The 25,407-nt window shown below is 53.4% G+C and carries 17 protein-coding genes; 11 read left to right on the top strand and 6 right to left on the bottom strand.

Annotated features, from left to right (window positions below):
• Positions 1-182: 182 nt before the first annotated feature.
• Positions 183-3,590 (bottom strand): DEAD/DEAH box helicase, encoded by a 3,408-nt coding sequence (locus ACR3ZL_RS03140; protein WP_473649336.1) that lies wholly within the window; start codon positions 3,588-3,590, stop codon positions 183-185.
• 269 nt (positions 3,591-3,859) lie between these two features.
• Positions 3,860-4,144 (bottom strand): peptidylprolyl isomerase, encoded by a 285-nt coding sequence (locus ACR3ZL_RS03135; protein WP_473649337.1) that lies wholly within the window; start codon positions 4,142-4,144, stop codon positions 3,860-3,862.
• A gap of 309 nt (positions 4,145-4,453) precedes the next feature.
• Between ACR3ZL_RS03135 and ACR3ZL_RS03130 the strand changes: the two genes are divergently transcribed.
• From ACR3ZL_RS03130 to ACR3ZL_RS03115, 4 genes are all read left to right on the top strand, one after another.
• Positions 4,454-7,276, top strand: coding sequence for a hypothetical protein (locus ACR3ZL_RS03130; RefSeq protein WP_473649338.1), 2,823 nt, complete (start codon positions 4,454-4,456; stop codon positions 7,274-7,276).
• Between the two features lie 518 nt (positions 7,277-7,794).
• A complete protein-coding gene (locus tag ACR3ZL_RS03125) occupies positions 7,795-8,157 on the top strand; it encodes a hypothetical protein (RefSeq protein ID WP_473649339.1) in 363 nt (120 codons plus the stop codon).
• Positions 8,158-8,243: 86 nt separating this feature from the next.
• A complete protein-coding gene (locus ACR3ZL_RS03120; protein WP_486173198.1) occupies positions 8,244-9,188 on the top strand; it encodes an FkbM family methyltransferase in 945 nt (314 codons plus the stop codon).
• A 229-nt stretch (positions 9,189-9,417) separates the two neighbouring features.
• Positions 9,418-10,947: an FkbM family methyltransferase gene (locus tag ACR3ZL_RS03115; protein WP_473649341.1), complete on the top strand. Its 1,530-nt coding sequence runs from the start codon at positions 9,418-9,420 to the stop codon at positions 10,945-10,947.
• A 174-nt stretch (positions 10,948-11,121) separates the two neighbouring features.
• Here ACR3ZL_RS03115 and ACR3ZL_RS03110 read toward each other — a convergent pair whose 3' ends face one another.
• Complete coding sequence (locus ACR3ZL_RS03110) at positions 11,122-12,039, bottom strand: O-fucosyltransferase family protein (RefSeq protein ID WP_473649342.1); 918 nt, start codon at positions 12,037-12,039, stop codon at positions 11,122-11,124.
• 278 nt (positions 12,040-12,317) lie between these two features.
• Between ACR3ZL_RS03110 and ACR3ZL_RS03105 the strand changes: the two genes are divergently transcribed.
• The 7 genes from ACR3ZL_RS03105 to ACR3ZL_RS03075 all read left to right on the top strand — a co-directional run bounded on the left by ACR3ZL_RS03105 (position 12,318) and on the right by ACR3ZL_RS03075 (position 19,611).
• Entirely contained in the window at positions 12,318-13,046 is a 729-nt protein-coding gene (locus ACR3ZL_RS03105; RefSeq protein WP_486173197.1) for a TylF/MycF/NovP-related O-methyltransferase, read from the top strand.
• Positions 13,047-13,071: 25 nt separating this feature from the next.
• Positions 13,072-13,992: a nitroreductase family protein gene (locus ACR3ZL_RS03100; RefSeq protein WP_473649344.1), complete on the top strand. Its 921-nt coding sequence runs from the start codon at positions 13,072-13,074 to the stop codon at positions 13,990-13,992.
• A 2-nt stretch (positions 13,993-13,994) separates the two neighbouring features.
• A complete protein-coding gene (locus tag ACR3ZL_RS03095) occupies positions 13,995-15,227 on the top strand; it encodes a polysaccharide pyruvyl transferase family protein (RefSeq protein ID WP_473649345.1) in 1,233 nt (410 codons plus the stop codon).
• A gap of 227 nt (positions 15,228-15,454) precedes the next feature.
• Entirely contained in the window at positions 15,455-16,522 is a 1,068-nt protein-coding gene (locus ACR3ZL_RS03090; protein WP_473649346.1) for a capsular polysaccharide export protein, LipB/KpsS family, read from the top strand.
• A complete protein-coding gene (locus ACR3ZL_RS03085) occupies positions 16,519-17,436 on the top strand; it encodes a glycosyltransferase family 2 protein (protein WP_473649347.1) in 918 nt (305 codons plus the stop codon). Before ACR3ZL_RS03090 ends, ACR3ZL_RS03085 begins: the two co-directional genes overlap by 4 nt.
• A 385-nt stretch (positions 17,437-17,821) precedes the next feature.
• Positions 17,822-18,655 carry a glycosyltransferase family 2 protein gene (locus tag ACR3ZL_RS03080; RefSeq protein ID WP_473649348.1) on the top strand — a complete coding sequence of 278 codons (834 nt, stop codon included), beginning with the start codon at positions 17,822-17,824 and terminating at the stop codon, positions 18,653-18,655.
• The gene (locus ACR3ZL_RS03075; protein ID WP_473649349.1) at positions 18,652-19,611 is read left to right on the top strand and encodes an alpha-1,2-fucosyltransferase; all 960 of its coding nucleotides are present in this window, start codon (positions 18,652-18,654) and stop codon (positions 19,609-19,611) included. Before ACR3ZL_RS03080 ends, ACR3ZL_RS03075 begins: the two co-directional genes overlap by 4 nt.
• A 154-nt stretch (positions 19,612-19,765) precedes the next feature.
• On the opposite strand, the gene ACR3ZL_RS03070 is transcribed toward ACR3ZL_RS03075, so the two are convergent.
• The 3 genes from ACR3ZL_RS03070 to ACR3ZL_RS03060 form a co-directional block, all read right to left on the bottom strand.
• Positions 19,766-20,773, bottom strand: coding sequence for a glycosyl transferase (locus ACR3ZL_RS03070; RefSeq protein WP_486173196.1), 1,008 nt, complete (start codon positions 20,771-20,773; stop codon positions 19,766-19,768).
• Positions 20,774-21,188: 415 nt separating this feature from the next.
• Positions 21,189-22,220, bottom strand: coding sequence for a tetratricopeptide repeat protein (locus ACR3ZL_RS03065; protein ID WP_473649351.1), 1,032 nt, complete (start codon positions 22,218-22,220; stop codon positions 21,189-21,191).
• Between the two features lie 47 nt (positions 22,221-22,267).
• Positions 22,268-25,348 (bottom strand): tetratricopeptide repeat protein, encoded by a 3,081-nt coding sequence (locus ACR3ZL_RS03060; protein WP_473649352.1) that lies wholly within the window; start codon positions 25,346-25,348, stop codon positions 22,268-22,270.
• Positions 25,349-25,407: the final 59 nt, after the last annotated feature.

The following is a 25,407-nucleotide window of genomic DNA, read 5'->3' as shown; positions in this document are numbered from 1 at the left end:
CACCACGCTCTCTATCCCTGGCAATTCGCCCCCTTCGTCTAGCGGCCCAGGACATCGGTCCATCCGACCGGAAACGCTCGTTCGAATCGGGCAGGGGGTATCAACCATCGGCACGGCCACGCAACCGCGAAACCGTGCCGCATCCGTTCCTCGGATGCTTCTGTCATTCTCTGTGCAAACGCTTAGATCTCGGTCTTGATCAACTCGATCAAGTCCTGCGTTTGCAACTTAGCCGCCGCATCGGTGCCATCGAGAATCCCAGCAACCAACTCGCGTTTGTCCGCGTGCAGTTGCAAGATCTGCTCTTCAATGGTGCGTTCAGCCACCAAGCGGTAAACCGTCACCGGTCGCTCCTGGCCAATTCGGTGCGCCCGGTCGGTCGCCTGATCTTCCACGGCCGGGTTCCACCATGGATCCAGGTGAAGGACGTAATCGGCTGCCGTCAGGTTAAGCCCGGTTCCCCCCGCCTTCAGCGAGATCAGGAATAGGTCTCCTTCGCCGTTCTGGAACGCATCGACTCGCCGCTGCCGTTCGGACGATGGCGTTGAACCATCCAGGTATTGGTACGGGATCCCTCGTTTATCAAGCACTTCCCGCACAAGGCTGAGGTGCTTGACGAACTGGCTAAAGACCAACGCCCGGTGATCACCGTCACGCAACTCGTCAATCAACGAAAGCAACAACTCCATCTTCGCGGAGGTTCCCTTCCAAGTCGGCTCAACCAAGTTCGGGTGACAAGCCAATTGACGCAATCGAGTAAGCCAAGACAGCGTTTGAATACGCCGGCGACCTTCGTGCGACTTCGCTCCCTCACCAACCTGAGTCAGTTCAGCAAGAGCAGCCAAGCGAGCTTCTTCGTAAAGCTTCCGTTCCGCGTCGCTGAGTTCGGCTCGCAGCGTGATTTCAGTCCGTGGCGGAAGTTCTTTAAGCACCTTGTCTTTGGTCCGACGCAAAACAAACGGACGGACCAAACGAGCCAGCGACTCGCGCCGTTCAGGATCGTTGTGTCGTTCAATCGGCTCAGCAAACCGAGTCCGGAAACGCTGCCAAGATCCGAGCAAACCAGGGCTAAGCGTGCGGAACAAACTCCACAATTCGCCCAGGTGATTTTCCAACGGTGTACCGGACAAGCCCAATCGCCAATCCGCTTCGAGCGATCGAATCGCTTGCGAGGTTTTGGTTTGCGAGTTCTTGATGAACTGGGCTTCGTCGAGCACCAGAGTGTGCCAAGGACGCGTTGCAAAGCGTTTCGCATCTCGCTGCATCAATTGATAACTGACGATCAACACATCGCCAGGCCCCGCTGCCGCGATCACCGCGTCACGGTCACAATCGCGGTACAGCATTGGATTTAAGCTAGGCGCGAACTTCCCGGCTTCACGCACCCAGTTTTCACCCACACTGGTCGGGGCAATCACCAACGACGGACCGTCCACGGCCCGGTCGATCAAAATCCCAAGCGTTTGGACCGTCTTTCCTAGACCCATGTCGTCGGCAAGCACACCGCCCACGCCCCACTGACTCAGCCGCGACAACCAGCGATAGCCATCGAGCTGGTAATCACGCAGCGTTGCATCGAGTCCTTCGGGCCGATCGGGATTCCAGGTCGACAACGAATCCAGCCGCTCGATGGATTGGTGCCATTTCGCGGTGGCTTCCAAACTGACATCGTCGCCCAGGACTTCTTGTGCGAGCGGCACGGCGGCACCGGCAAGCTTGAGCTGTCCTTTTTCCGAAACCAGCGTATCGGCTAACTGTGTCAGACGGCGCCGAAACGCTTCGCTAATCTTAGCAAACCGACGATCACCGACGCGGACGAGCTGGCGATCTTCGCGAACCGCGACCAGCAATTCTTGCAACGGCACGTCGATGCCATCAATCGTCACGCTACCGGTCAGTCCAAACCAATCCGGTGAATCTTCGATTTGAACTCGCAATGACTTCGGCGTGATTTCGCCGCGAACACGGAACGTCTCACCTTCTGGCCAAACGATCTGGGGCGCTTCTTCGCCAGCGTCGTGCAAACGACCTAGCAAATCGAGAGCGGCGTGATCGGTCATTGCGACCCAAGCGTGGTCACCATCGCCAGACAACTTGGCAAGGCCGAACCGTTCAATGATCGCTTGGGATCGAGTGGTCTCGTCTTCCAGATTTCGCTGCAAACGAACGGGCCCTTGATCGGTTAAACAGGCGGCCAAATCTGGCGGCTGGCCCGGGACCATGTCATCGCGAAGACGAGGCTCGTGGACCCGCAGAGCGACCTTCAGGCCTGCACCGGCACGAGGCCGCATTTGCAGCACCAATTCGCTGTGAATGGGCTTAATCGGGCCGGCCAATTGCGGCGGCAAGGAAACATGAATCAGTGAATCGATCGTCCCTGCGGCCAGCGCGAGTTTAGCCGCAGACACTTCGTCCAACATCGTGTCGCGGAAATCGTCACGTAATAAAAACTGCACCAAACCGCCCGCAGCGGAATCGGCAAGCGTGCAAACCACCACCCGATCATTTTCGGCATCCGCCAAGACGATCACGGGCTCGACCGGACTGGTTTGCCCGAAGATCACATCGCAATTGTGGACATCAATATCGATGCCTTCGACCGCCAACCGAGGGCGAAACTGCACCTCGATCGATTCATCTTCCGGCCCGGCCAGAGGGTCTGCAACGGAAGGCTCGCCATTCGATTCAGCATCGGCCTCTTTCTTTTTAGCTTTAGGCTTCGGCGAGTTCTTTCCTGCACGGTCGACTTCGACAGGCTGCAAGTTCAGCGTTAACTGACTGCTGTAAACGTCCAAAGCGTCAGCACTCTGGTCATCCCAGGTCGCGTTCTCATGCCCGGCCAACAAACGCAACGCCTGGAACATTCCAAACTGATCTTCGCGGAAACCATGCGTCGGAATCGACGTCAACGACGCGATTTGGCTGTCCAGCGGATTGGTCAGTAGGTTCTGTTCCAGCAAATCAAAGCTGCGGACCTCGCGTCCCTTCGTCCAGCCCTTGCCGCCTTTGCGTTGCCGCTGTTCAAACGGCGTGATCGTCAGTGGGGTGCTTTGAGAGGCTGGATTAACTCGCAAACGCCACTGCAAACGCGTGGGCTCCACGTCCGTTGCGGGTGGACGGGCGGACTTTGCGCGTTTGAGCAGTTCGTCAACGAATTGCTTCCCAGCGGCAACGGCGTCAGCCTTCAAACCGCCCAGGAACTCCATCAATTGCCCATTGCCCCGGCGACGCGCCATTTGGCCCTGCAGCCACCAACCTGTCGCGAGCGTGTGCGAGCAGCGGAGATCCCGCCGGTGCGCCACGCAGCCGCATTCACAGGTCGCTTGAAGCTGCATCACGTCGGTGCCAACATCTTCGTCATCAATTTGCGGTGCCACCATGATGGCAACACTTTGCAAGCGTTGGCGATTGCCCTGAACTTGGAAGTCAAAACGCACGCCCTCGTCCCCCTGGGTCAAGGTGGGCGTTTTAACACTCAGCATTGCTGCTTGCTTGTCGAACTCTTGGTCGTGGGAATCCACCAAACGTTCGATTGCTTCGCCTAGCAGTAGCCCAAGCGATCCAATTTGATCCTCGGCGATCCAGTCCATGCCGTAATTAATCCAGTTGACGCGCGTCTTCGAGGGATTTGCGCGAACGAGAACGTTCGGGCAAACAAAAAAATCGAGCGAAACAGGTTACACATCATCTGGCTGAAACGCGATGGCTAACCGTATTTGTTTCAACGGTGGGGCCACTGCCGTTGGTGGCACATGCTTTGTGGGTCCATCGACAACACAAACCGAGCCCAACGAGCTACTGAGGATCAGCAGCGAATCAGCATCAACGGCAACCTTCTCTCGCTAGCAAAGCCGCGAAACTAAGCGGTTCGCTGAGTCACTTCTAGCAAGTGATAGCCAAACTGAGTCTTCACGGGACCTTGGACTTCGCCCAAAGCACAATCGCTGAACACGACCGCGTCGAATTCCGGCACCATCTGGCCAGGTCCGAAGTTGCCCAACGCACCCCCCGACTTCCCAGAGGGGCACGATGAATGTTCAGCAGCGAGTGCGCCAAAATCTTCGCCCGCTTCGATGCGTTTCTTAAGATCCAGGCAGGTTTCTTCCGAAGAGACAAGAATGTGACGGGCAGCAGCTTGAGCCATAGTGGTTACCTTTTTGTGAAGATGAAAACGGAACGCGTTTCGTTCGAATGCCGAACGACAGCGATCCCGCTCACGGGTGACTTGGACCCGATCGACAATGGGACCCCGATTTTCCAGGCTCCCGACGGATCGGGGGAGATAAGGTAACAGGCTTAGGTGCGATCCGTCGACGAGCTAGTTTTGGAAATTGACAGCCCAAACCTTGCCGTCGGCAGTTTCCCAGCGGTGGTTTGCAATTGACCTCTTGTACGACAACTCTTTACACAAACCTATTCGCTTTCTTCATTATCGATGGGATGGACCCTTTCGTTGAATCGCACCGCTAACCAATCGCTAGCTTCCCACTCGGATTCTAAAAATCCGACCGAAGCCGATTCAACGATGTGCCAGCATGGCTCAGCGAGCGAGAACTCATTCGCGCCGCCTGAACACGTCCGATTGATTCGAACTCTTGGCAATGGAAGAGCGGCCACCGCGGAACTGGTGGAAGCTTCATGGGCGGACGGACGCCGACAACGATATGTCGAAAAAGTCTTCGCTCCTGGGCTGCTAACCCGGCTGATCTACCGGATCGCCTTTGCCGCCCCGTTTGCCTATCAAACCAACCGAAACGCCATCCTGGCCAGCTTTTACCGGCGGCGAGTGGCCGCCGGCATGCTCGATGCCCGGGCGACCAGTCTGGGGCAACCAAGCCGCGTTGATGTCGCGCTACCGGCATACGTTCGCTACGACCGCCCCCGCAATGCGTGGGTTCTGGCCGCTGAATTCGTCGCTGGACGCGGGCCCATCCCAGCCTCCATCAACGCGAGTGGATCGTCGAATACCGACGAAATGGCCGACTTAGTTGGCCAAATGAAACAGGTCGAGTCGCAACTGATTGAAATGGGGCTGGTTGGATCAGGGTGGCAGGTTTCACCGGGAGCCATGGTTTCGACGGCCAATTTGCTGATTCCCACCTCTCCGAAATTGCAAGTCTTCCAGCCGACAAGCGAAGAGATCGCACCGCCGCGAGAGTCGAATCGATTCACCATCATCGATCTTGAGTCCGGGATACCAGCCATTTTGCTGTGGCGATATTTGTGGCAAAGCTGGTCACGCGGATCGCTGTTTCCGTTTGATGATCTCGATCCCCGAGAATTGCAAGTCGCCTCGGATCTAACCGCCAGTCAGCTCGATGAAATCGGGGAAGCCGAGCAAGCGGCCAGCCTTCGACGCGACGTTGCGGTACTCCTGGAACACGATCGCAAGTGGAAAACGACCGAGCTTGCTCCGTTTCGCAAGCCTTGGACCCTGCTTTCGGCACAACGATGGCGCGACTATCGATTTGCTTGCATTGATCGCTGGGCCTGCCAGGGCTCGATCGACTCACATACCCAAAACCAGCTTCAATCGAGCCATCGGCTATTTGCCACGTTGCTATTTGCCACACTTTGGATCGCCGGTCTCTGCCATCCATCGACTCTCGGTCGGTGGCTTCAGGCTTGGATCGGGTGCCAAGAACATCGGCGTCGGGCTCAACGGTTCCTGACCGATTCACGCTGCCGAACGGTCTTTTTCAAACGCTACCGAAGCAAGAAAGTTCGTCACTGGCTGCAACAGGAACGCTGCGGCCGAAACAGCACGCCCCAGTCCCAAGTTGGCTTTCTAACGCAACGCGTGCTTGGCCGAGTCACGCCCGTTCGTGTGCACCGTTACTGTGTGGACTCACGACGACGTTATCGGCAAAACCGCCAAGCGTTGGCTTTGATCACGCGAGGACGCTACCAGGCCGCCTGGGGGCAGCGAATGTTTGGCAAAACCGTCGCTCGCTGGCAGTCCCGTAAATGGATAACCGATGAACAGGCCGCTGACCTAACGCAAAACTTCAGCGGCCCGCAAATGGCGGTCTATTCGCGGGGTTTCGGCATGCACTTGGCTATCAAGTTGCTCTACCCAGTCATGGCCCCGCTCAAGATCGGCGGTGTCGCCGTGGCATTAACCGGCGGAAGCGTGTGGTACGCGATTCTGCCTCTATTCCTGCTACCTGCGATGCGAACGGCCGTCACCCTGGCCAGCATGTTAACGCACCGAGCCCCGAAAGTGCCTCACGGTCACGCGTTGTGCGTTGGCCTGATCCCCACCTTCGGATCCGCCGCCTTCATCGTGCAAATGTGGAACACCAGCCAACAGGTTTCCATTTTCCTGCTACGCGACATGGCCTCGCGACTAGCCCGAAAAATCCCCATCTACGGCGGCCCCGATTCTCGAACCGAACACGCTGTCTTACAGCTAGCGGATCGGCTGATTCAAGGTGCAACACAGCTCACCAAGATCATTCCAGGGCCTCAAAACGCAATCATTAGGCGTAAAGAGATGCACACGAGCAACAACACCTCGTCCGCTTCACCACCAACGACTCGAACGTGGTGGCCGTACCCCCATGTCATCCGCGATTCGCTGGCACTGATGGCATTGTGCTGTGGAGGGCTATGGGGCGTTCAGCATCTCGCAACCAGCTCTAGCTCGGCCCGTTGGCTTACGGGCGAGAACGGTGCCTTGGAAATGACCCAGCTCATGCTCCTGGTGGTCACCGCGATGGCCGCGATCGTCGCGTTTTTCCGAACGGAAGCCTCTAGCTGGCGAAGCATCGCCATCGGCTTGGCATGCGTCGCCCTTGCCGGTGCCGCCAGGGAGATTCCCACCCTCGAAACAAACGTAGCCGCCAACAGTTCCAGCTTAGAAGCCAACAGTTCCATCAGTTTTGTTCTGCCACGACTATGGAAACACGCCGCTATCCTAGTAGCCGGCTTGATCTACTTCTCCCGAGCCGCGTACGGATGGCTGAAGTTCCCACAGGACCGCAAATTGTGGCTAAGCCCTTCCTTCATCTGGCCAGCCATTCCGTTTGCTAGCAGTTTCATTCTGGCCGAACTATTTGAACGTGCAGATTGGGTCATCGCCGAAGAGAGCATCGAAGTATTCGCTTACGCAATGATGCTACTCTCAGCCATCTGGATCGGATGGAACGCAAAACCCCTCAACGAAACTGCCACCGATGGCGTGGATCTTCATGAAGCAAGCACGAATTTGGTCGTAGTCGACCAGAGCGACCTAGACCACGTTGGGAAAAAAGTTGTGCACCGAGCCGCGTAAAGAGGCTTAAACGATTCGTCTTCCTAACCAAGCATTCCCATTTAGGGAACAAGGAAAGAAAACGGGTAAAAGCGAGCCGCTCACACCCAAAAGCTTCGCATTCAAAAGAGAGTGCAATTGATCTAGATCGACGCACATGAGAAGAATCGTAGTTCTCGAGTTTAGATTTTGATAATGCTAGCAAATTGCACACGCCCCTTCCGGCGTATTCTGCGATTTTGAAAATCGCCTGCATCGCCGCCGACCAATGACGAAAGCGGAAGTTAACCTTGTGCTGCCGATCGTCTACTGACTAAATCCAAAGGTTGCTTAGCAATTTTTTTGTCAGTAAGAAGTACGATTCAATGAAACACTCAGCTTCGCGTCGGAAGGTTGACGATTTACTCAGCTCAACTGTACATCAAGCACGTAAGCTGAGTCGTCGCCTCAGTCTCAAAAGACTCGCACGAAACGTCTGGCCTTCAAAACGTAGAAAAGGTGTCCGACGGTTTGCGGATCCTTCACTCGGTCGTCAGGGATTGTTCCAAGCACTGAACGACCGCAACGTCAATTATGTCGTCTTGCGTTGGTTCGAAAATGTACCCGAATGGCCTGAAGGGGAAGACATCGATCTGTTGATTGATGTCGCTGACTTGCATTTGGTCGACGATCTATTTGTCACCAATAGCCGAGAAATCCCATGCGACGTCTACGGCACTGGACCAGCCAAAAACGCATGCTGGAAAGGTTTGTCGTACTACCCTCCCTACCTTGCTGAAGAGATCATCCAATCTCGAACCTTCCACCGGGACCTCTGCTACATCCCGAACGAAGAACATTACTTCTTATCGCTGGCGTACCATGCGATTTACGCGTCAACGTGCATACCGAATATCGGCTAGATCGTCGGAGTAAAAAACAGCCATTTCGACGCGTTTTACTGGCGTAAGAACAGCGTCACTGTCAGATTCCACCCATAGAGTTCAGCGTGAATATCCCACTCGTTTCAACGTTGCCTCAACAGCACGCACCAAACCTGCAGAACAACATTAACACCGACCCCATCTCCCACCAGCATCTCGAACCGATCCAACACTCCTATGCAATCGATCAGTCCGCTGCACGCCGACTTCGGCGAGTCCCGCGTTCGATCCTGCACTGGCTAACCGGCGGCTCTCTAACCCAAGCGTGCCTGAATCGCACCGCAATCGTGTCACAAAGATTGATGGGGATCGGCGCTGGCGCTGGCGTCTCATCCAGTGGAGAAGCCGCAGTGTTTCGGCTACTGCCACGGGTACCAGACGCCCCAATTTGCGTTTTCGATGTTGGCGCAAATCACGGACAGTTTCTGGACCTATCTTTGCACCATTTGGCCAAGAGAAATCTACAGATCCACTGCTTTGAACCCGGGGCCCGGACTTACCAATCGCTTGCAAATCGCCCACTCGACCCACGCATCAAACTCAACAACTTGGCTGTCGGAAGAAGCAAAGAGACCCGAGTTTTGTACTACGACAAATGCGGGTCCGGCATGGCTTCGCTAACCAAGCGTGAACTGACCCATCGGAACATCCAATTCGATCAGTCGGAAGAAGTTTCCGTCACGACTATTGATGCTTATTGTGAAGAGAACAACGTCCAAGAGATTGATCTCTTGAAAATTGACATTGAAGGACACGAACTGGACGCACTCAATGGCGCCGTCGACATGTTCAACAAGAATGCAATCAAAGTCGTGATGTTTGAAATGGGCGGCTGCAACATCGACACGCGGACCTTCTTCCGCGATTTCTGGGGCTTTTTCACAGACCGGAAGATGTCGCTGCACCGAATCACTCCATCAGGGAGTCTGATTGAAATCCGGCGGTACAAAGAGTCGTTAGAGCAGTTCCGGACAACCAACTTTGTCGCCCAGCTGAAAACCTCCCGATAGTTCGTTGCAACGCTTTTCTAGGCGAGCCCCAACACTGACTTGGCGTTCAGCTGGCATCAGTACTTCGATCCTAAACGCTTCGCCGAGCGGCCCATTTCTTAAGAACGATTCTCAGCCAAAGGTCGCCAACTGATCTTGCATCAAGCCAAAGGGATGGGGTACTTCAAACACCTAGTTTGATCAAACCGACCCATACCACCCAGTTAGCAGACCCAAGCAGGCACTTTCAATGATCGGTAAAACCAAGCGTTTTTTGCGACGAAAAGCTGATCCTGTTGAGCTACTGGAAAAACTTCGCCCAGCCGATTGGGCACCAAATTCATTGATTCACGTCGGGGCACACTACGGCCAAGAGCGTCATCAATACGAAGCCTTAGGTTACCAACGCATTTGGTGGATCGAAGGAGCCTCGGCAACGTTCCAGGGACTCCAACGCGTACTCGCAGAGCACCAAGGTCCAGCAACTCACCGAGCCGATCATGCTCTGCTGACCGACCAGGACGACCAACAAATCGAACTGAACCTCTACTCAAACAAAGGTGCATCGAATTCGATTTTTCGTTCCACCGAACAACTCAAAGATCGATGGCCAACCGTCCAAGAGACTGGTGAAACGGAGACCGCTATCACAGCAACTCTCGACACGCTGGCACGCCGACTGGAACAGCAAGAGAGTGAATCCGCTTCGTCAGGTTGGGACGTCCTAGTGGTCGATGTTCAAGGCGCTGAACTCCTGGTGCTTAAGGGCGCTCAAGAAGTGCTGCGAAATGCACGCGCTGTCATCTGTGAAGTATCCACCGTTCCCTATTACGAATCCGGCGTTCAATTTGATGAACTCAATGAATACCTGATGAGTCATGGGTTCGAAGCGGTCATGTCGCCACGCCGCCACGGAGACGTGCTGTTCATGAAGTCTGAGGATTTGGCAAGCTCCACTTCGCTGTCAACGAACCTTTACGAAAAGGCACGCTACGCCGGAGCACTCCTTAACGGCTTGCGATGCAGTGCGATCGGAAGATTGACCGGGCGTCCGCCATCATCAACTTGCCAAGTGAACGAACTAGCCGACCTCGTTCGTGAACACCTTGGTTATGACCTGCATGACACTCGTGATCAGGCGAAGCAGCGTTCTTTCGTCGAAGTGGGAGCATACGACGGCGAACGTTTTTCAAACACATCATGGCTAGCAGACAATGGCTGGAAAGGCATTTATGTCGAAGCTTCGCCGTATTTTGCGATGCGTTGTCGTGGTCGCCATCGCTTCAATGACGTCGACGTTATCAATGTGGCGGCGGGCGAAAGTGATGATCATGCCCACTACACACAGATCGGCAGCCTGACTTCACTTTGCGAAGAAACTCTCCAGCAATACGACGACCTCGACTGGAAGGAAGGTGCCGTTGGCGACAACTCTGATCGACATCGCGTGACGATACGCCCCTTGAACAGCCTGCTGCATGGGCTTCAGATTTCTCCGAACTTCGACCTGCTAGTGGTCGATGTGGAAGGCTTTGAAGAAAAAGTGTTCGCTGGGTTCGATCTAGCTCACTGGCGTCCAAAGATGTTGATCGTCGAGCTTTGTGACGTACACCCACGGTTCAAAGACAACCCCAAACTCGCTGAGCCGGCCGCCCGTGTTCGCCAAACGATCCTGGCCGAAGGCTACGAAGTCGTCTACCAAGATAGCATCAACACCGTGTTTCGTTCAAAAGAAGCCGCTGCGGCTAGTATCCTAAACAGTAGTCAAAAGGCTGCCTAAAACGTCGCTTGGATCGATGTAGCGGATCGCGTCGATTGACGGGCATCGAACTCTGACGAATCCGGCAGGTTATGAATGCAAACCATCTGCCTGCTCACCTTCGGGCGAGCGTTGAACTGGTCTAGAGTGGGTGCAGATAACCAGCCCTTCGCAATCAAGTCCGCTGCCAGGATCCTAAAACGTTGCGACGATTGACTGAAGCAATTCGCAATCGATGAACTCTTCGCGACCGTCCACCCGCACCATTCGCAATAGCGGGACGCGGCCCATGAACGAGGCCCACCCAGAGAACGTGCTTGGCGGTCCAACGATCATGTCGGTTTCCGCAAGACTATACATGTCTTCGATCAAGTGCCCGGTGGAAAAGTGGACTGAAAGCCCCTCGAAGTCAGCTTGTTTTAGATCCGCGTTACCACAGACCAGAAACGCCGTTTCAAAACCAGCGTTCTCTTTGGCAATCCGCTTCATGATCTGGACGTACTGCTCGGTTGAGAAAAAGTGCATACCGCCCTTCCAAGTCTTGTAGTCGCCGTGGCGAATGTGAACACCGACAATCTTCACGCCGGGACGTCGTAGCGGTTCAACGGTCGCTTGCACGTTTTGCTCATGAACCGGCAGCACGCGAAAATGCTCCCGGACGGCCGCGGAATGTTTCTCCAGCAATTCATCGCTGCGAAAGTTCCAGCCCGCCAATAACAAAGGGCGTTTCGACTGGGCGCGTTTGCGAATCTCGTTTGTGTGTAAGTCGCAGGACTCACCGTCGACCACGCGGATCACATAGGCCGGGAACCGAGTGCATCTCAGGTGACTCAACGTTCGCCCGGCCAAATAAACCTGTTTGCAAAGTATCCAGCGTTGAAACGTCTCGAACTTTGACTCTGACGATGTGACACCCAACTTGCTGGCCATCAACCCAGCCCGCTGCGGGTAACGGCACCAGATGTCATGACGAACGCTCGGAAAGTAGCGTGCATACTCCCGCAAATGAGGGAAGTACAACGTCACGTCATACTCCATTGCCGCAGCCATCAAGTGAGCGTAAAGCCGCAACTGATTTCCCAATTGGCCGTAGGTACGCGTCGCAACGATCACGCAATTACTCCACGATGCCCAACACCGTCAGCTTCTTTCATCAGCACGTCCCAGCTCTGAAATGTCAAGTAACTCAAGCGGTTCATCATGCCTCATCCGATAAACGAGCGACGCCGTCTCTCCCGACGTTTTCAATCCTACAGCAACGGGATTCTGAAACGCTACTCGAAATGCCCCCCAATCGATCTAAAGCGTAACGGATGTGCAGCGAACTGACATTGACCCCCTCAGACTGGTCCTGTTATATCGCCCAGACTACCACACTAAGAACGCTAGAAATGATCATGCAGTTTCTGAAACGCCTTTCCAAAAAACGTCGCCGCGCGAAACGACCGCCCAGTCTGATTCAGAATGTCGCAAGGTTCGTCGCATGCGAAATGATTGAAGGCGACTACATCGAGTTCGGGGTGTATCAGGGCAACTCATTCATGGCTTCGTTTCAGGCACTCAACGAAGCGTTCAAGAGCCGAATCGCGGACGCAGGTGGCGACAACTCCACATCGGACCAAGCCGCTGAGAGAACCGCCATTCTCAACAAGATGCGATTCTTCGCGTTCGATTCGTTCGAGGGACTCCCTGAACTCAGCGGTGTAGATAAAGACACGAAAGACTTTCGGCCCGGTCAGTACCGGTTTGAGGAAAGTCAATTCTTGAATCGCATTGAACGCAAAGGCGTCGACCTAGATCGCGTTGTGACCGTCCCGGGTTGGTTCGACCAAACATGCAGTCCCGAAACAAGAGACCAACACAAGATCACTGCCGCGAGCGTCGTTTGGGTTGACGGAGACCTTTATGAATCAGCGGTTCCGGCACTCGATTTCGTCACACCGCTCTTGCAGGACGGCACCGTAGTCATCTTTGACGACTGGTTTGCGTTTCGCGGGAACCCTCGCCGTGGCGAACAACGGGCATTTTATGAATGGATCGATCGCCTCGAAGATTTCACGGCGACGGAGTATCAGCGAGAAGGTGTTTGGCGAAACAGTTTCATCATGAATCGAAAATAAGATCGCACCACAAGGAGGATAGATCGTGAGTGTCTCAATTGAGAATGCGCATCCCAGCAAGAAGATCAACCGGGCTGCATCAAAACCTGCTGGTGCCGCTGACTCCGGTATCCTCACCGAGCGTGCTGAACTTGTCGGGGAAGTGATTCGCAAACGCCGGTCGACTCGACGTTTTGCTGACACACCGATCGCAAGCGATTGCCTGGACCGATTGATCACAGCAGGTGTCTATGCTCCCAGTGGATCGAATTGGCAAAACCAACGCTTCATCGTCATCCAAGACCAAGACGAGATCCAAGAGATCGGCCGGCAACGATGGGTGTGGCCGTATCGCGTTGCCGCGAAAGACCGAAACCCAGCGGGGATCATTGGCAATTCGACTGCCTTGATCATCGTGTTCGCCGACGCCGCAGCAAACGATTTTCGAGGGCGAGGTGAATATCACATTTGGGAATCGCTTGAAATTCAAAATGCCGCAGCGTCGATTCAAAATATTTGCCTGATGGCGACAGCGGAGGGAATCGCAAACTGCTGGGTCTCTGCGTCTGAACCGATGAGCAACACTCGCCTTTTATCAAAAAAGCACTGGCGAGAGGTTCTCTCAAGCTATGACATCCCCAGCACATGCAAGATCCAAGGCATCGTCTGTTTGGGGCATCCCACCAGCGTTGACGAACATGGCTTTCCCGTTGGCGAGAAAAAGCACGGCGCGACCGTTTGGAGTTCCACCGAACGAGAGCCAAACTCTCATTATCTCATCGAAAAGCGGACTGCTCCTGAAACCACGCACATCTCGGCATTCAATTGGGGACGGCTACGCCTGCTGGCCTTCCTCGCGAAATCCTTGAAAGCGGTCTTGAGACGCGTTGACAAGAGCATTGAGAAAGTGGAGCGTCGTTGCCTAAAGATCAATTACAAGCGAGACAAAGAAAGCAAAACAGCCTAATTATGTTGAAACACAACTTTCGATTGGCCATCACCGGCAGCTTTGGCGCCAAAGACATTGGTGACGAAGCCATGCTCACCGAAGACCTCGATTACGTGTTGAATGTGGTCGGCTTAGAACGAAAGCAGGTGTTTTTGTTTGGCTGGAACCGAGATTACATGTCTCGCTATCACTCTCATCCGATTGAGAACTGCTTTCCCTCCGCCCACCTGGAACTCGCTTGCGCAGAACGAGGAATGCTTGACCCTCGCATTGCAGGGAAACTGATCAAACGACGCAAACAGATCAAAGAGATCCGGGCTGTTGTTCAATCGTGCAACGCTTTGTTGGTCACTGGTGGCGGAACGATCAACACCCGCGACAGAAAGGGTGCAAGTGTCCGTCGGATGCACAACATGGTGAAAGCATTCAGTCAACGAGGCACACCGATCTTCCTGAGTGGACAAACCATTGGTCCTCTCGCACTGTACCCCGATCACGACCGAATGGCAAAGTATGTCGTTGAAGCGGTCGACTGTTTGACAGTCCGAGACGCTCACTACTCGCGTCGCTACATGGAACTGATCAACGCGAAACCAAAAGAGCTGATTGAAACATTTGACGATGCCTACACTCTCCCCCACGAAGAGGTTCAACTTCCTAGCGACGTCGAAGCCTTCTTGCAAAACGGGAACTGCTTTGCCGTCAATGTAACGGACTACACATCAGACACGCCCGAAAAGCGTGCCTACATGGCAAAGGTCTGCGAAGCCGTCATGCGACAATACGGCGTCAACGTGGTTCTCGCATCACACTCTCCTTCTGACCTAACGTCGCTGTGGATGATCCGTGATTCAATCGACAATGACCTGAAGCCTCGCGTCATCGTTCCTGACACGAGGGAATGGCATGACAAGAAGCTCAAGAAATTGATTGCATCCTGTCAACTCGCCATCGGAGGCCGGTATCACTTCATCGTGTTTGCCGGGACATCAAACACGCCTTTTGTCGGAATGGCGGGAAACCATTATTCCTATATCAAGCAAGATGGATTTGCGCACATGGTCGGCCAGGAACGATACATCCTTACCGAACACCAGACTTGGGATCTTGATCTCTTGTTGGAACGAGTCGCTGAGCGAGTCGGACAACAGCTGAACCTAAGCGATCGATTTGAAAGACCATCGGTTTCCATGCGACGTTTCAGCGAATGGCTGAACGAAAAGTTTTCGCTAAACGACCCAAACAAGCCATGATCGTAAATGGCGGAAAAGCCACTTCCCTGCGCAGGCGACTTTTCGCGACGACCAAACGTTTCATGCCGCGCATTGCGACAACCAATGAGGTCAAGGGCGTTGGCATTGGCGGCTGGAAGAGGAAGCTAGCAAGCTCAGGACTCGTGCCCGTTCGCCTGCCAAAAATCTCGAACGACCGATCACATTCGACGCGTGAGACACAAGCGAGTGAACGACCGGTCTCTGAGATGCGCGATTTTGAACGCTATCTGTGCTGCGTCCAAGCACAGTGCCAACTATCGGACCTGTCGTCGGGCTCAAAAGCGGTTTCCGAGGCAATGTTGAACCAGTTGTCCCGCGTGGAACTGGGCCTAGAACAGACACGTCAGCTGTTTACAACATATTCACCGCGAATGGCGTTGGTTGCCCAAGGATATCGCTTTGAAAGCGCGTTGATTCGTCAGGTATCCATCGAACGAAATGTTCCCTTGCTGGCCATCGAGAACACAGCTTTTCAAGATCGCTTCCTCTGGGATTCATTATCCGGCATCACAACCAATTTTAACCTATCCAAGAATTACTACTGGCGCTGGCGGGAACATCTCGACCCCGTGGTCGTAGAGAGCTATATCACACAGTTAACGGCCAACACAAGAAAACTGAAACGTTCAGAACACGAATCTCCTTCAGCAACCTACGGAAAATCGGGACGCCCATACTTGCTTTTTCTTGGCCAGGTTTACACAGATTCCGCGGTTCTGTTCGGTCTTGGACATTGGCATTCGCCAGAGAAGTTCATTTCCGCTGTCCTAGAACAAGGACGTAAACGCAACATGGATGTCGTCATCAAGCTGCATCCCAAAGAAAGCAATGGTAGCGACCCTGTATGCAATCGCCCCTATGACTATTTGACCTATCGGAAGTTGAACGAACAGTCGTCCATAGGAGATTTATTGAACGCCCCTGGCGTGATCGTCGACCATGACAACCGGTTGGACACCTACGACCTGATTGATCAGGCGGCCGTAGCAATTACCTTGACGTCCCAAGCTGGCCTGGAAGCATCCTTTCGAGGTGTTCCCACTGTCGTCGGTGGCCCTGCATTTTATTCCGGTCTCGGATTTACTTTTGACGCTTCCGACGAAATGACCCTCGACCTAGCGGTCGATCACGCATTGTCAGAATCGCGGGATTCCGAACGCACCCAAACCGCCAAAAACTTCACCTACATCCATTTCGAGAAATACTGTCGTCCCAAAACATTCAAATCGCTTCGAGACATCATTCGATTCGCAAAAGCAGAGCCGATTTCATGACCGACCTGCGAATTATCGTCGTTACATCCGGAGAATCGCCAGGGTTAGAACAAACCCTGAACAGCATCAAGCATTGCCGTGGATCCGAAAAGATCTCAGAACTGGTGGTTGCGGAGAACGGGCCCAAACAATGCTCACAGTCATTGGTGATGTCGTTTTCGAAGGAACTTCCTGTTCGGTACTTCTATACATCGACACCCGGGAAGTGCCGCGCACTAAATCTAGCAATAGATTCGATGCCCGATGATTGCTTAGTTCTATTCGCCGACGACGATATCGAGTGTTCAGAAGACTGGGTTCTTCAATACGCCGATGCGTCTTTGCATCACCCCAAAGGTTACTTTTTTGGTGGACCAACCACGGCCAAATATGAGAAACCACCTTGCGAATGGTTACGTCAACATCTTCCGTTATCGGCCACTGGAATGGACCTAAAGCCGTCATCGGAGTGTTCGAAAGTCAACTACTTTATGGGCTTCAATTGGGCGGCCTATTGCAGCGACATACGAAAAATTGGCTTGTTTGACGAGCTCATCGGTCCGGGCGGGCGTCTTTGCAGTTTGGGAGACGAGGTCGATATCCAGCGACGACTGGTGGCCGCTGGACTCCAGCCGAAATACGTCGAAGGTGCGATTGCCGAACACTACATCCCCGAAAGCAAATGCGGACCAAAGTGGTTGGTTGCACGGTCACGACAAAACGGTCGTGCGGTTGGGTACCTAGCGATGAAACAGGGCCGAAAAATGATTCGAATTCGATCGATCGGCAGTCGTTTGCGCCGATTGTGGATTCAATTTCGACTGGCTATTTCCTGTCGCAATCGCGACAAGCGTTTGGCCATGCAGTGCAAACTGGAACGACTTAAAGGCTGGCGGGAAGGAGTGGTCGTTGGTGAATCGCTGCGAAATCGCTAAACAGACATTCGATCGTCAGTGTGATCTTTTGGTCCCAGGATCACTCGGAGCCATCACCCAAAGTTTCAAGCTCGGATGCTCGGATGCAATGAACGCTTCACGGTTATTGCTGTGTTCGGCCTCACGAGATTTCAAGACGCGGTGCTAGAACACTTTGCCCGATTGTCATGTTCAGCCAACACAACAAGATTGCGTTAGGGTTCGGTTCGCCGAAGTCAGGTGACATCGTCTATAGCATTGGCGAAAGACACTGGACAAATTGCCTCGGCACAGCTGACCCTTCGATGGTCAATAGATCGCTGGTCGGTCTTGCCCTCAAGGACTGTTTTTCGCTACGAACAGTTGATTCTTCCACTCGCCAGAATGCACTGCGGACCAAGATAGCATGGCAAGACTTTCCGACCCGAAAATTAGCGTCATTATCACCACCTACAACGCCCCAGAGGAACTCTGGCTGGTGCTGGTCGGCTATCAGATGCAAACGCGGGACGATTTTGAGATTCTGGTTGCAGACGACGGATCGGACCAGCGAACAGCTGAAGTGATCGAACGCTTCCGACAGATCGCTAGCGTCAAGGTCCACCACGTCTGGCATGAAAACGATGGTTTTCGCAAATGTGAGATACTGAATCGTGCCATTGAACAAGCCAATAGCGACTACCTCTTGTTCACCGATGGCGACTGCATTCCAAGACCAGATTTCCTGGATGTTCATTTGCGCGAAGCTGCCCCAAATCGGTTCCTTTCGGGAACCTACAACAACTTGCCAGAAACGTTCAAAGACGTTTTCACGGAAGAGAACGTGCGATCCGGCGACGCGTTTCGTTTAAACTGGCTTCGAAAACATGGTCTTCCCTGGACAGCAAAATGTCTACGGCTTTTGCCAAGCCGATTTCTTACCTCGGTCCTAAATCGTCTCACCACGACACGCCCCACCTGGAACGGTTGCAATGTATCCGGTTGGAAATCCGACATAGAGGCGGTCAATGGCTATGACGAACGCATGCGTTACGGAGGCCTGGACCGTGAAATTGGGTTGCGTCTGAACAACCTCGGCGTTCGTGGAAAACAGATTCGTTTTAAGGCCATTTGCTTGCACGTGGATCACCCACGCGGCTACATGAATGACGAGGATCTGCAACGGAACATGACGATTCGCAAGGAAACCATTCGCAACAAATCCACCCGAACACCTTACGGCATCCGACGTGCTGCATGATGAGCACATCACCTCGATCCACATTTGATGCTGGCGAATCTGACGTCAAGAATAATTCAGATGTTCCAGCAGGAGACCTGTCGCCAAATTCTTCCGATTCTAAAGACCTTGCTTTCACGGTTTCGATCATCGGAGGTCTTGGCAACCAAATGCTGCAATACGCCGCCGCACGTGCACTGGCGATTCATCACGATTGCTCGCTTCAACTTGACTTGAGCTTCTATTCCAGCAAACGGCACCGGGCCTACGAATTGAATTCATTTCCGATTCACGCGACACCGTATATTCGACCCAACTTGTTCCGTCGCCTGTACGACAAAGTATCCGGCAACGTCCAACCTGTACCGACCTACCAAGAAACTTCCAAACGGTTCGATCCTTCGTTTTTCGATACTGCTCCGCCGGCAAGGATCCGCGGCTACTTTTTCTCCGAGAAGTATTTCCTCGCGTACTCTGACCAGATCCGGTGCGAGATGACTCCACCAATTCCGCCCGATCAACCAGCCCGTGATATGGCTGCGAGAATAAGTGGTACATCGTCGGCGTCATTGCACGTTCGGCGTGGTGACTACGTCAGCAATTCCAACGCACGTGAACGTTTCTGGAGTTGCACAACAGACTACTTCGAATCAGCGATTGAAATGCTTCCCGCTGATGCAACAGTGTTCATGTTCTCCGATGATATTCAGTGGGCCAAACAAAACATCCGCTCTTCCCGTCCAACCGTTTACGTTAATGATGAACTCAACCGAGCGGGTTCTCCCGAAACAGGCCTGCGAGACATGTGGCTGATGGCTCATGCAAAGTCGCATATCATCGCCAATTCGTCATTCAGCTGGTGGGGCGCTTGGCTGGCAGGAGACCAATCCAATCTGACGATCGCGCCAAACAAATGGTTTAACGATCCTCAAATTGATGACTCCGATATCATCCCATCCAGTTGGAAACGAATTTAATCAGCCCGAACTCGCTTCAGCGTGACCCACGGACATTTGCAACATCCAGCTAGGTCCCTCTTTCGCTGTTTGCAAAATGCAATCGCTGGCCATTGGAATCAATCTCGCAGCAATCGAAAAGGCGCAACTCCGTTGTGAACTTGTCCAACCAGGCTTAGCCGGTGATCAGATTCCAGTCCGATGTTGACTTTACCGCCTCGGTCAACGACACGTCGGCAAAGCTAGAAAGAATCGATCGATCCCGTGCATTTCGAAGACGATCCTTCGACGACAGTGTCGCCTTGAAACGCTGCCAAGCGGATGGTGAAACCGCTCGATGCAAATCGACTACGCGATCAGCGGATGCTCGATTCGAGGCAACTGTTTTAAGCCGCTTGGCGTATCGGCTGTTTGGATTCTGATCGAGTTCGTAGTTCCCGAAGCCGTGATCGGGTTTCAAGTACTTCAAATGCCAATACAAAAATCCGACGTAGCGTCGCGAAAGATTGCCTCGTTGGAATCTCTCAAATCGTCGATCGTGCGTGAAATAGGTTTCTTCGCTTACCGGGAAGAAACCAATGTCACCGCCACCTGAGACCGGATCGTCAAGCGGAGACGACAGCTCACCTTGTTCGTTTAGAACAAGGTTTAATCCTGAAAAGCAGTGCATTTCCTGGAACGCGTCCCCCAAACTTCGAATCGAATCCGTCACCTCTTTGGTTGTTCGCCCAATCGCAAGATGATCGTCATCCAGTTTGGTTGCCACTTGGTAGCGGGTCGCCGCCAGAGAAAAGTTGTAGTAATTCACGAGGCTGTTGGGCGAGTCTCCAGGCGTCTCGATATGCCCAGTGCTGCCGGGTGGGAACACGCGATCGACATAATGAATCACACGCAATCGCTCGTCCCCAAACTCCTCTTGTAGACGCTCAAGTATGCCGACCGAATCATCGGTGCATTGATTGTGCACCGCAACTATCTCGTCGAAGTATTCGATGTGACTTCGGATGGTCGCCTCAAGAAAGGCGTCACCATTGCGAATCCGCATGAATGCGGATATGCCCGGCAAGCGATTGGCAACATCAAGATGCTGCCGCTCGAATCGATAGCCTGAAACCATTGGCCCCAGCCTGCTAATTGATGTCCTGTTGTCAGCCAAGCTTTCGTACCGCGTGCATGTTGTCACCGAGAGGTGCTTTGTTTTCGATTCATTGTCCAGGCAACCGACATCCCCTTTCGCTTGCCAAGCGATTCAAGGTTCTTCCGGGTGACGAACTATCGTGATCCACCATAGCCAATTCCGCTCTACTTTCGCCCAAGCAAGATTCTATTCTGCCGGTTTTAGTTTGGCACCTTCAACACGATCACACCATCGGGGGTCATCAGGCTCACGATACCTTCCCAACCTTGATCAAGGTTCCAGACAATGAATGATCGACGACTCACTGAGCTAACCGAACTCACCGCAATGCCGACAAGTACTCAGGCTTAAATCCGTGCCCAGTGGACACTGAAGCGGATTCTATTACAGATTTATCGCTGACGGGATTTTGAACTAGGTTCACTTCCCGCAAGTCGAGCTGCGATGACATTCTGAAGATCTAACCGCTCAGTCCGGGGTAGCGTTTTTGGAGTTCGCCTCGGGCTTCGGCGGCTCGGTCGGGTTTGCCGACTTTGGTCCAGAGTTGGGCCAGTTCTTTCAATGCCTCTACGTGGGTGTCGGCCTGCATTGAGTACATGAGTTGAGTGTGGAGGTAAGCCAAGATGGCATCTTCCTCTTTTCCTGCGGCGGCATAGCTGGCCCCTAAAGCGTTGTAGATGCGGGCAGCGGTAGCGGTGTCGACTGGATTCAGCGTTGCGATTAGCTCATTAGCCATCTCAATCGCTTCTTTGGCTTTCCCTTCCTTGGCGGCAACCACGGCAAGCGAAGCTTTTGAAAGGGTTTGAAGGCGTTTGGATTCCACCGTGGTTGGATTCATCCCAGCCACTTTCGCTAAATCTTCCTTCGCACCAGCTAAGTCGCCTTGAGCGAGTTTCACAAGCCCCCCCTGGTAAACCGATTCGACCTTCATATCCACCGAAGGTGCACCACGCATGTAGCCATAAAACTGCGCGGCTTTCTCATAGTTGCCCATCGCTTTGGCGAGATCCCCCAGCAAACGGGTCGTGTCGTAAAAGTGCCATGACTGGGAATTCTGCTTAACGAACCCCAACGCAGCCTGGGTTGCCTTTGCCAAATCACCTTGTCCCGCAAGGGCCATCTCGCCTTGCGATAACGCCAGATAGAACTGCGCATCGCTACGGATGTCGTCACGGCTGATCTTTTCCAGATCGAGCTGTTTGAGCTGATCGAAAGCCTGGTCGTACTGGCCATCCAAAATGAAATCGCGACCGCGGGTCAACTCAGGTGGGTCGCCTTGAAAAAGCACACGCTGGATATCGCCAGCCGAAAAGGTTTGATCCTTTCCGCCCGCTGAAATGATGACGCCTTCCTTGCTGATCGTCTTGATCTTCCCAATCACCACTTCACCGTCTGTGGGATAGAGACGGTCCGTTTGAGCCGAAGCCGTGCCGGAAACCAGTGAAACGGCAAGGCAAATCGCCGCAGCGATCAAAGTGCGAGTAGCAGTCATGAATCGGTAAACTTCAAAGGTTGAAAAGGGATCTGTAGGCAAAAGGTTCAAGCAGCGTCGCCCACTGCGTCGGCCGCAGGCAGGGGAGACAAACCAGTCACTGGTTCGCCAGCAGCTTTTTGCACTTCCTTGAGCAGGGCATCAAACTTGGCTCGTTGTTCAGGTCCGCCCATGTCGGGGTACAGTACAACCAGCGACGTGATGTCCTTGATCGCTTGCTTGATCACGGGCTCACTTTGGGACGTCTTGCCTTGCAAGAATCGACAGAGTGCAACGTGGTAACGAGCGTTAAAAAAGCGTTCTCTGAAAGCAGGATTTCGCTGCGACGCCTGACTGATCTTGCCCCATCCCCAAACGATCTGCTCTTTCCCACCCGACAACGCCGAACGGTAGGCACTGGGTGCGTATTTAGCTGGCAAGGTGGCAGCCCACTGTTCGTAAGCAAGTGCCGCTTCCTCTTGAGCATCGATCATGGTGGGTTTCTCTTTCAGAATCACTCGCAACTCTTTCAGCGAATTGGAATAGTTCCCACGCAAACGCTCTGCTCGCCCCAACAAAAATCGAATCGTGTTAGGCGAATCCGGCTTTTCTTTTAGCTCTTCAAACGTCTTCACTGCGGTATCAAGCAATGAAGCGGCTTGCCCGCTGGCTTTCGATTGGCCCGGTGGGATCGCCGTTTCCGCCATTCCCATCAGCGTTTGTCCCACCCACTGAAGCGTGGCACTATCGTCACTGATTTCGGATATGCGTGCCAAGAACACGTTGAATGCATCGATCAATTTGACTTTGCGATCCGGCGGCACACTTTCAATTTGGCTACGAATATCCGATGCCAGTAAACGAAACGTGCTAATCAATTTTTTCTTGCCCGCTTCATCTTTTGCGGTGGCCCGAAGTTGATCAATCGTGGAAGAAGCTCGTTTCAGCAATTGTTCGTTGTTACCGCTTGCTGACGTCATCTGCCCAACGACCGCCTGCAGTTCGGTGCGATACAAATCAAAGGCGAAGTCATCCGACTCGTTTTTCAGTTTCTTGGCGAGCGTGATTGCTCCGTAGTTCTTGTTGTCGAGAACCTTGACAGCGTCGTCCGGCTTATCTTGTCGCAGGTTGATTTTGGCCAGCACGAGAGCTGCACGCATGGCTTCTTCGCCGACCAAGCCACCCGAAATTCCTTTGAGGCCTAGGGTCAGTTGCTTCGCAGCGAGTGGCAGCACGGCATCCGCCTCTTGGTCCCGCTTCTCGCTGCGCAACTTCAGCGACTCATTCCAATAAAGCTGGCCGAGCAAACGCTGGTACTTCGCTCGGTCGGCTCCTTCGGGCATCTCGTTAACCAACGTCTCGGCTTGCTTCAAATCCCCTTTTTCCATCACCATGACAATCATGATGCCTTGAGCCGATGCTGCCTTGGGATCGTCTGGCCAGGTCTTTACCAAATAGGCACCTAAACTCTTCAGTTCAGAAACCCAGAAATCATTATCAGCTTCACCGCCGGCAATGATCTGCTGCGCAGAACTTAAAGCGATCAATCCGCCACGCAGGCCAACGTCGGTCCCCGGTGCAAAACGAGCTAGCACTTTCCCCACCACGTAGGCATCTCGAAACTGCTGCTCTTGCAGTAACAGGAACGCCAGAAACTGGCGGGCTTCGTTTGTTTGAGCGGTGTCGGTATCCGAACGTATCATCGCAATTCCACGACGCAGAATTACCACACCGGTCTGGCGAGCCTGAGCGACAGATTCTTCGACGGCTTTCACCTCTTCTTCCTTACCGCTCTGCTTCTTCAATTCTTCCAGTTGCTCCGTCATCGTCTGAACGGTTTGCACCAGTTGCCGCGATGACGAGAATGCCTCATCGAAGTTCGTTGGATCTTCGGCTGTGGGGATCTCGGCGATCTCTTCAGCCGCGTTGGCATCCACACCTAAGTCACTAAGCAAGTCATTTACTTGGTCGGTGTGGATTCCCGGAATCTTGCTTGCATCGATCAAATGTTTTCGGGCCGACAACTCTGCTTTTGTGGCGTCGTTTTTCTTAATCGACTTATCTTTGCTTTTTGCAATCAACGCCCGTGCGAGTTCGACGCGAAGCTCCTGTGCTACCTGCATGCGAACTTCGGCGGGCCGTAACGTCTTCAGCATATCTTCGCCTGCTTTGACGGCCGCATTCACGTCCGGCTTCTTGGCGGTTAGATGCAGACGGATCATACCGACCGTGGCTCCCACCTTAGCTTCTCGCAACTCATCGACCTCAGACTGTTCCAGCATCTGTGTAAAGCTGTCGAGGGCCTGATCTCGCTTGCCGAGCATGTTTTCCACTCGGCCACGCGAATAAAATGCCGTCGCACCTTGTACATAAGCCTCGTACTTGTCACTCAGATCGGTGTAGATCGCGAGTGCTTCTTCGAGTTGCTTGGTGGCTTGCTTAGCGGGATTGTCGAAGGTCTCCGCATACATCAGACGAGCTTCACCAGCGTTGTGTTTCGCCATCAAAAACTCGAACCGATATTGATCGCGTTGAGCGGCTTTTTCAGGATTCTTTTTCGCATCGATGCGAGCACCTTTCATCGACTCCAACTTCCCTCGAAGAATTTCAATGATCTCGTCGAAGGTTGCCGCAGCCGATAGGTAAAGCTCGCGAGCCTTTTTCTTTTTCGATTCGTCGACATCGCCAATCAAAAATTGCGACGCGCGAAACATTCTCAGTTTGCCCAACTGTGCACGGGCTTCACTAGCGCGGCCATGGTTAGCGTGATTCTTTAAGAACGCCTGCAACTGTTTTTCGGCTGATTCAAATTTCCCATCTCGCTCGGTAGCGGTCCGAGCGACTACGGCCGCATCGATGTAGGTTGTCGCCTTTTCCAGCGGCACCGAAGTAACGAAGTCCGAATCGACCCCGGGGTACTGATCAACCCGATCAAGGTAAACAATTGCCAAATCGAAATACTCTGCGGCTCGCAATTGCTTGATGAACTCAGCCGCCGGCTCACCCTGGGCAAAGACGCGGGTATCCGTCATCAAAGACGAAAGCACCGCCACGGTAACCAAACAGTGCCGCAACCAACTAATCTGCCGCAATTCGCTCGCAAGTTGGCAAAGTGGCGGAGCAACCTGTAAAAAGTTCAATCGCGACATGTTGAGCTTCGAAGGGAATGACGATCCAAAAAAGGCCACAATTTAACCAACTAAACCTT

This window comes from Rhodopirellula sp. J20-39 (assembly GCF_057365095.1).
This window is presented reverse-complemented; position numbering and strand designations above follow the sequence as displayed.

Excerpts from the sequence above, each read along its gene's own strand:
- ACR3ZL_RS03115 (WP_473649341.1), top strand. The coding sequence starts at position 9,418 with ATGATCGGTAAAACCAAGCGTTTTTTGCGACGAAAAGCTGATCCTGTT.
- ACR3ZL_RS03075 (WP_473649349.1), top strand. The coding sequence starts at position 18,652 with ATGATGAGCACATCACCTCGATCCACATTTGATGCTGGCGAATCTGAC.
- ACR3ZL_RS03090 (WP_473649346.1), top strand. The coding sequence starts at position 15,455 with ATGCGCGATTTTGAACGCTATCTGTGCTGCGTCCAAGCACAGTGCCAA.
- ACR3ZL_RS03080 (WP_473649348.1), top strand. The coding sequence starts at position 17,822 with ATGGCAAGACTTTCCGACCCGAAAATTAGCGTCATTATCACCACCTAC.
- ACR3ZL_RS03085 (WP_473649347.1), top strand. The coding sequence starts at position 16,519 with ATGACCGACCTGCGAATTATCGTCGTTACATCCGGAGAATCGCCAGGG.
- ACR3ZL_RS03065 (WP_473649351.1), bottom strand. The coding sequence starts at position 22,220 with ATGACTGCTACTCGCACTTTGATCGCTGCGGCGATTTGCCTTGCCGTT.
- ACR3ZL_RS03105 (WP_486173197.1), top strand. The coding sequence starts at position 12,318 with ATGATCATGCAGTTTCTGAAACGCCTTTCCAAAAAACGTCGCCGCGCG.
- ACR3ZL_RS03140 (WP_473649336.1), bottom strand. The coding sequence starts at position 3,590 with ATGGACTGGATCGCCGAGGATCAAATTGGATCGCTTGGGCTACTGCTA.
- ACR3ZL_RS03095 (WP_473649345.1), top strand. The coding sequence starts at position 13,995 with ATGTTGAAACACAACTTTCGATTGGCCATCACCGGCAGCTTTGGCGCC.
- ACR3ZL_RS03135 (WP_473649337.1), bottom strand. The coding sequence starts at position 4,144 with ATGGCTCAAGCTGCTGCCCGTCACATTCTTGTCTCTTCGGAAGAAACC.
- ACR3ZL_RS03060 (WP_473649352.1), bottom strand. The coding sequence starts at position 25,348 with ATGTCGCGATTGAACTTTTTACAGGTTGCTCCGCCACTTTGCCAACTT.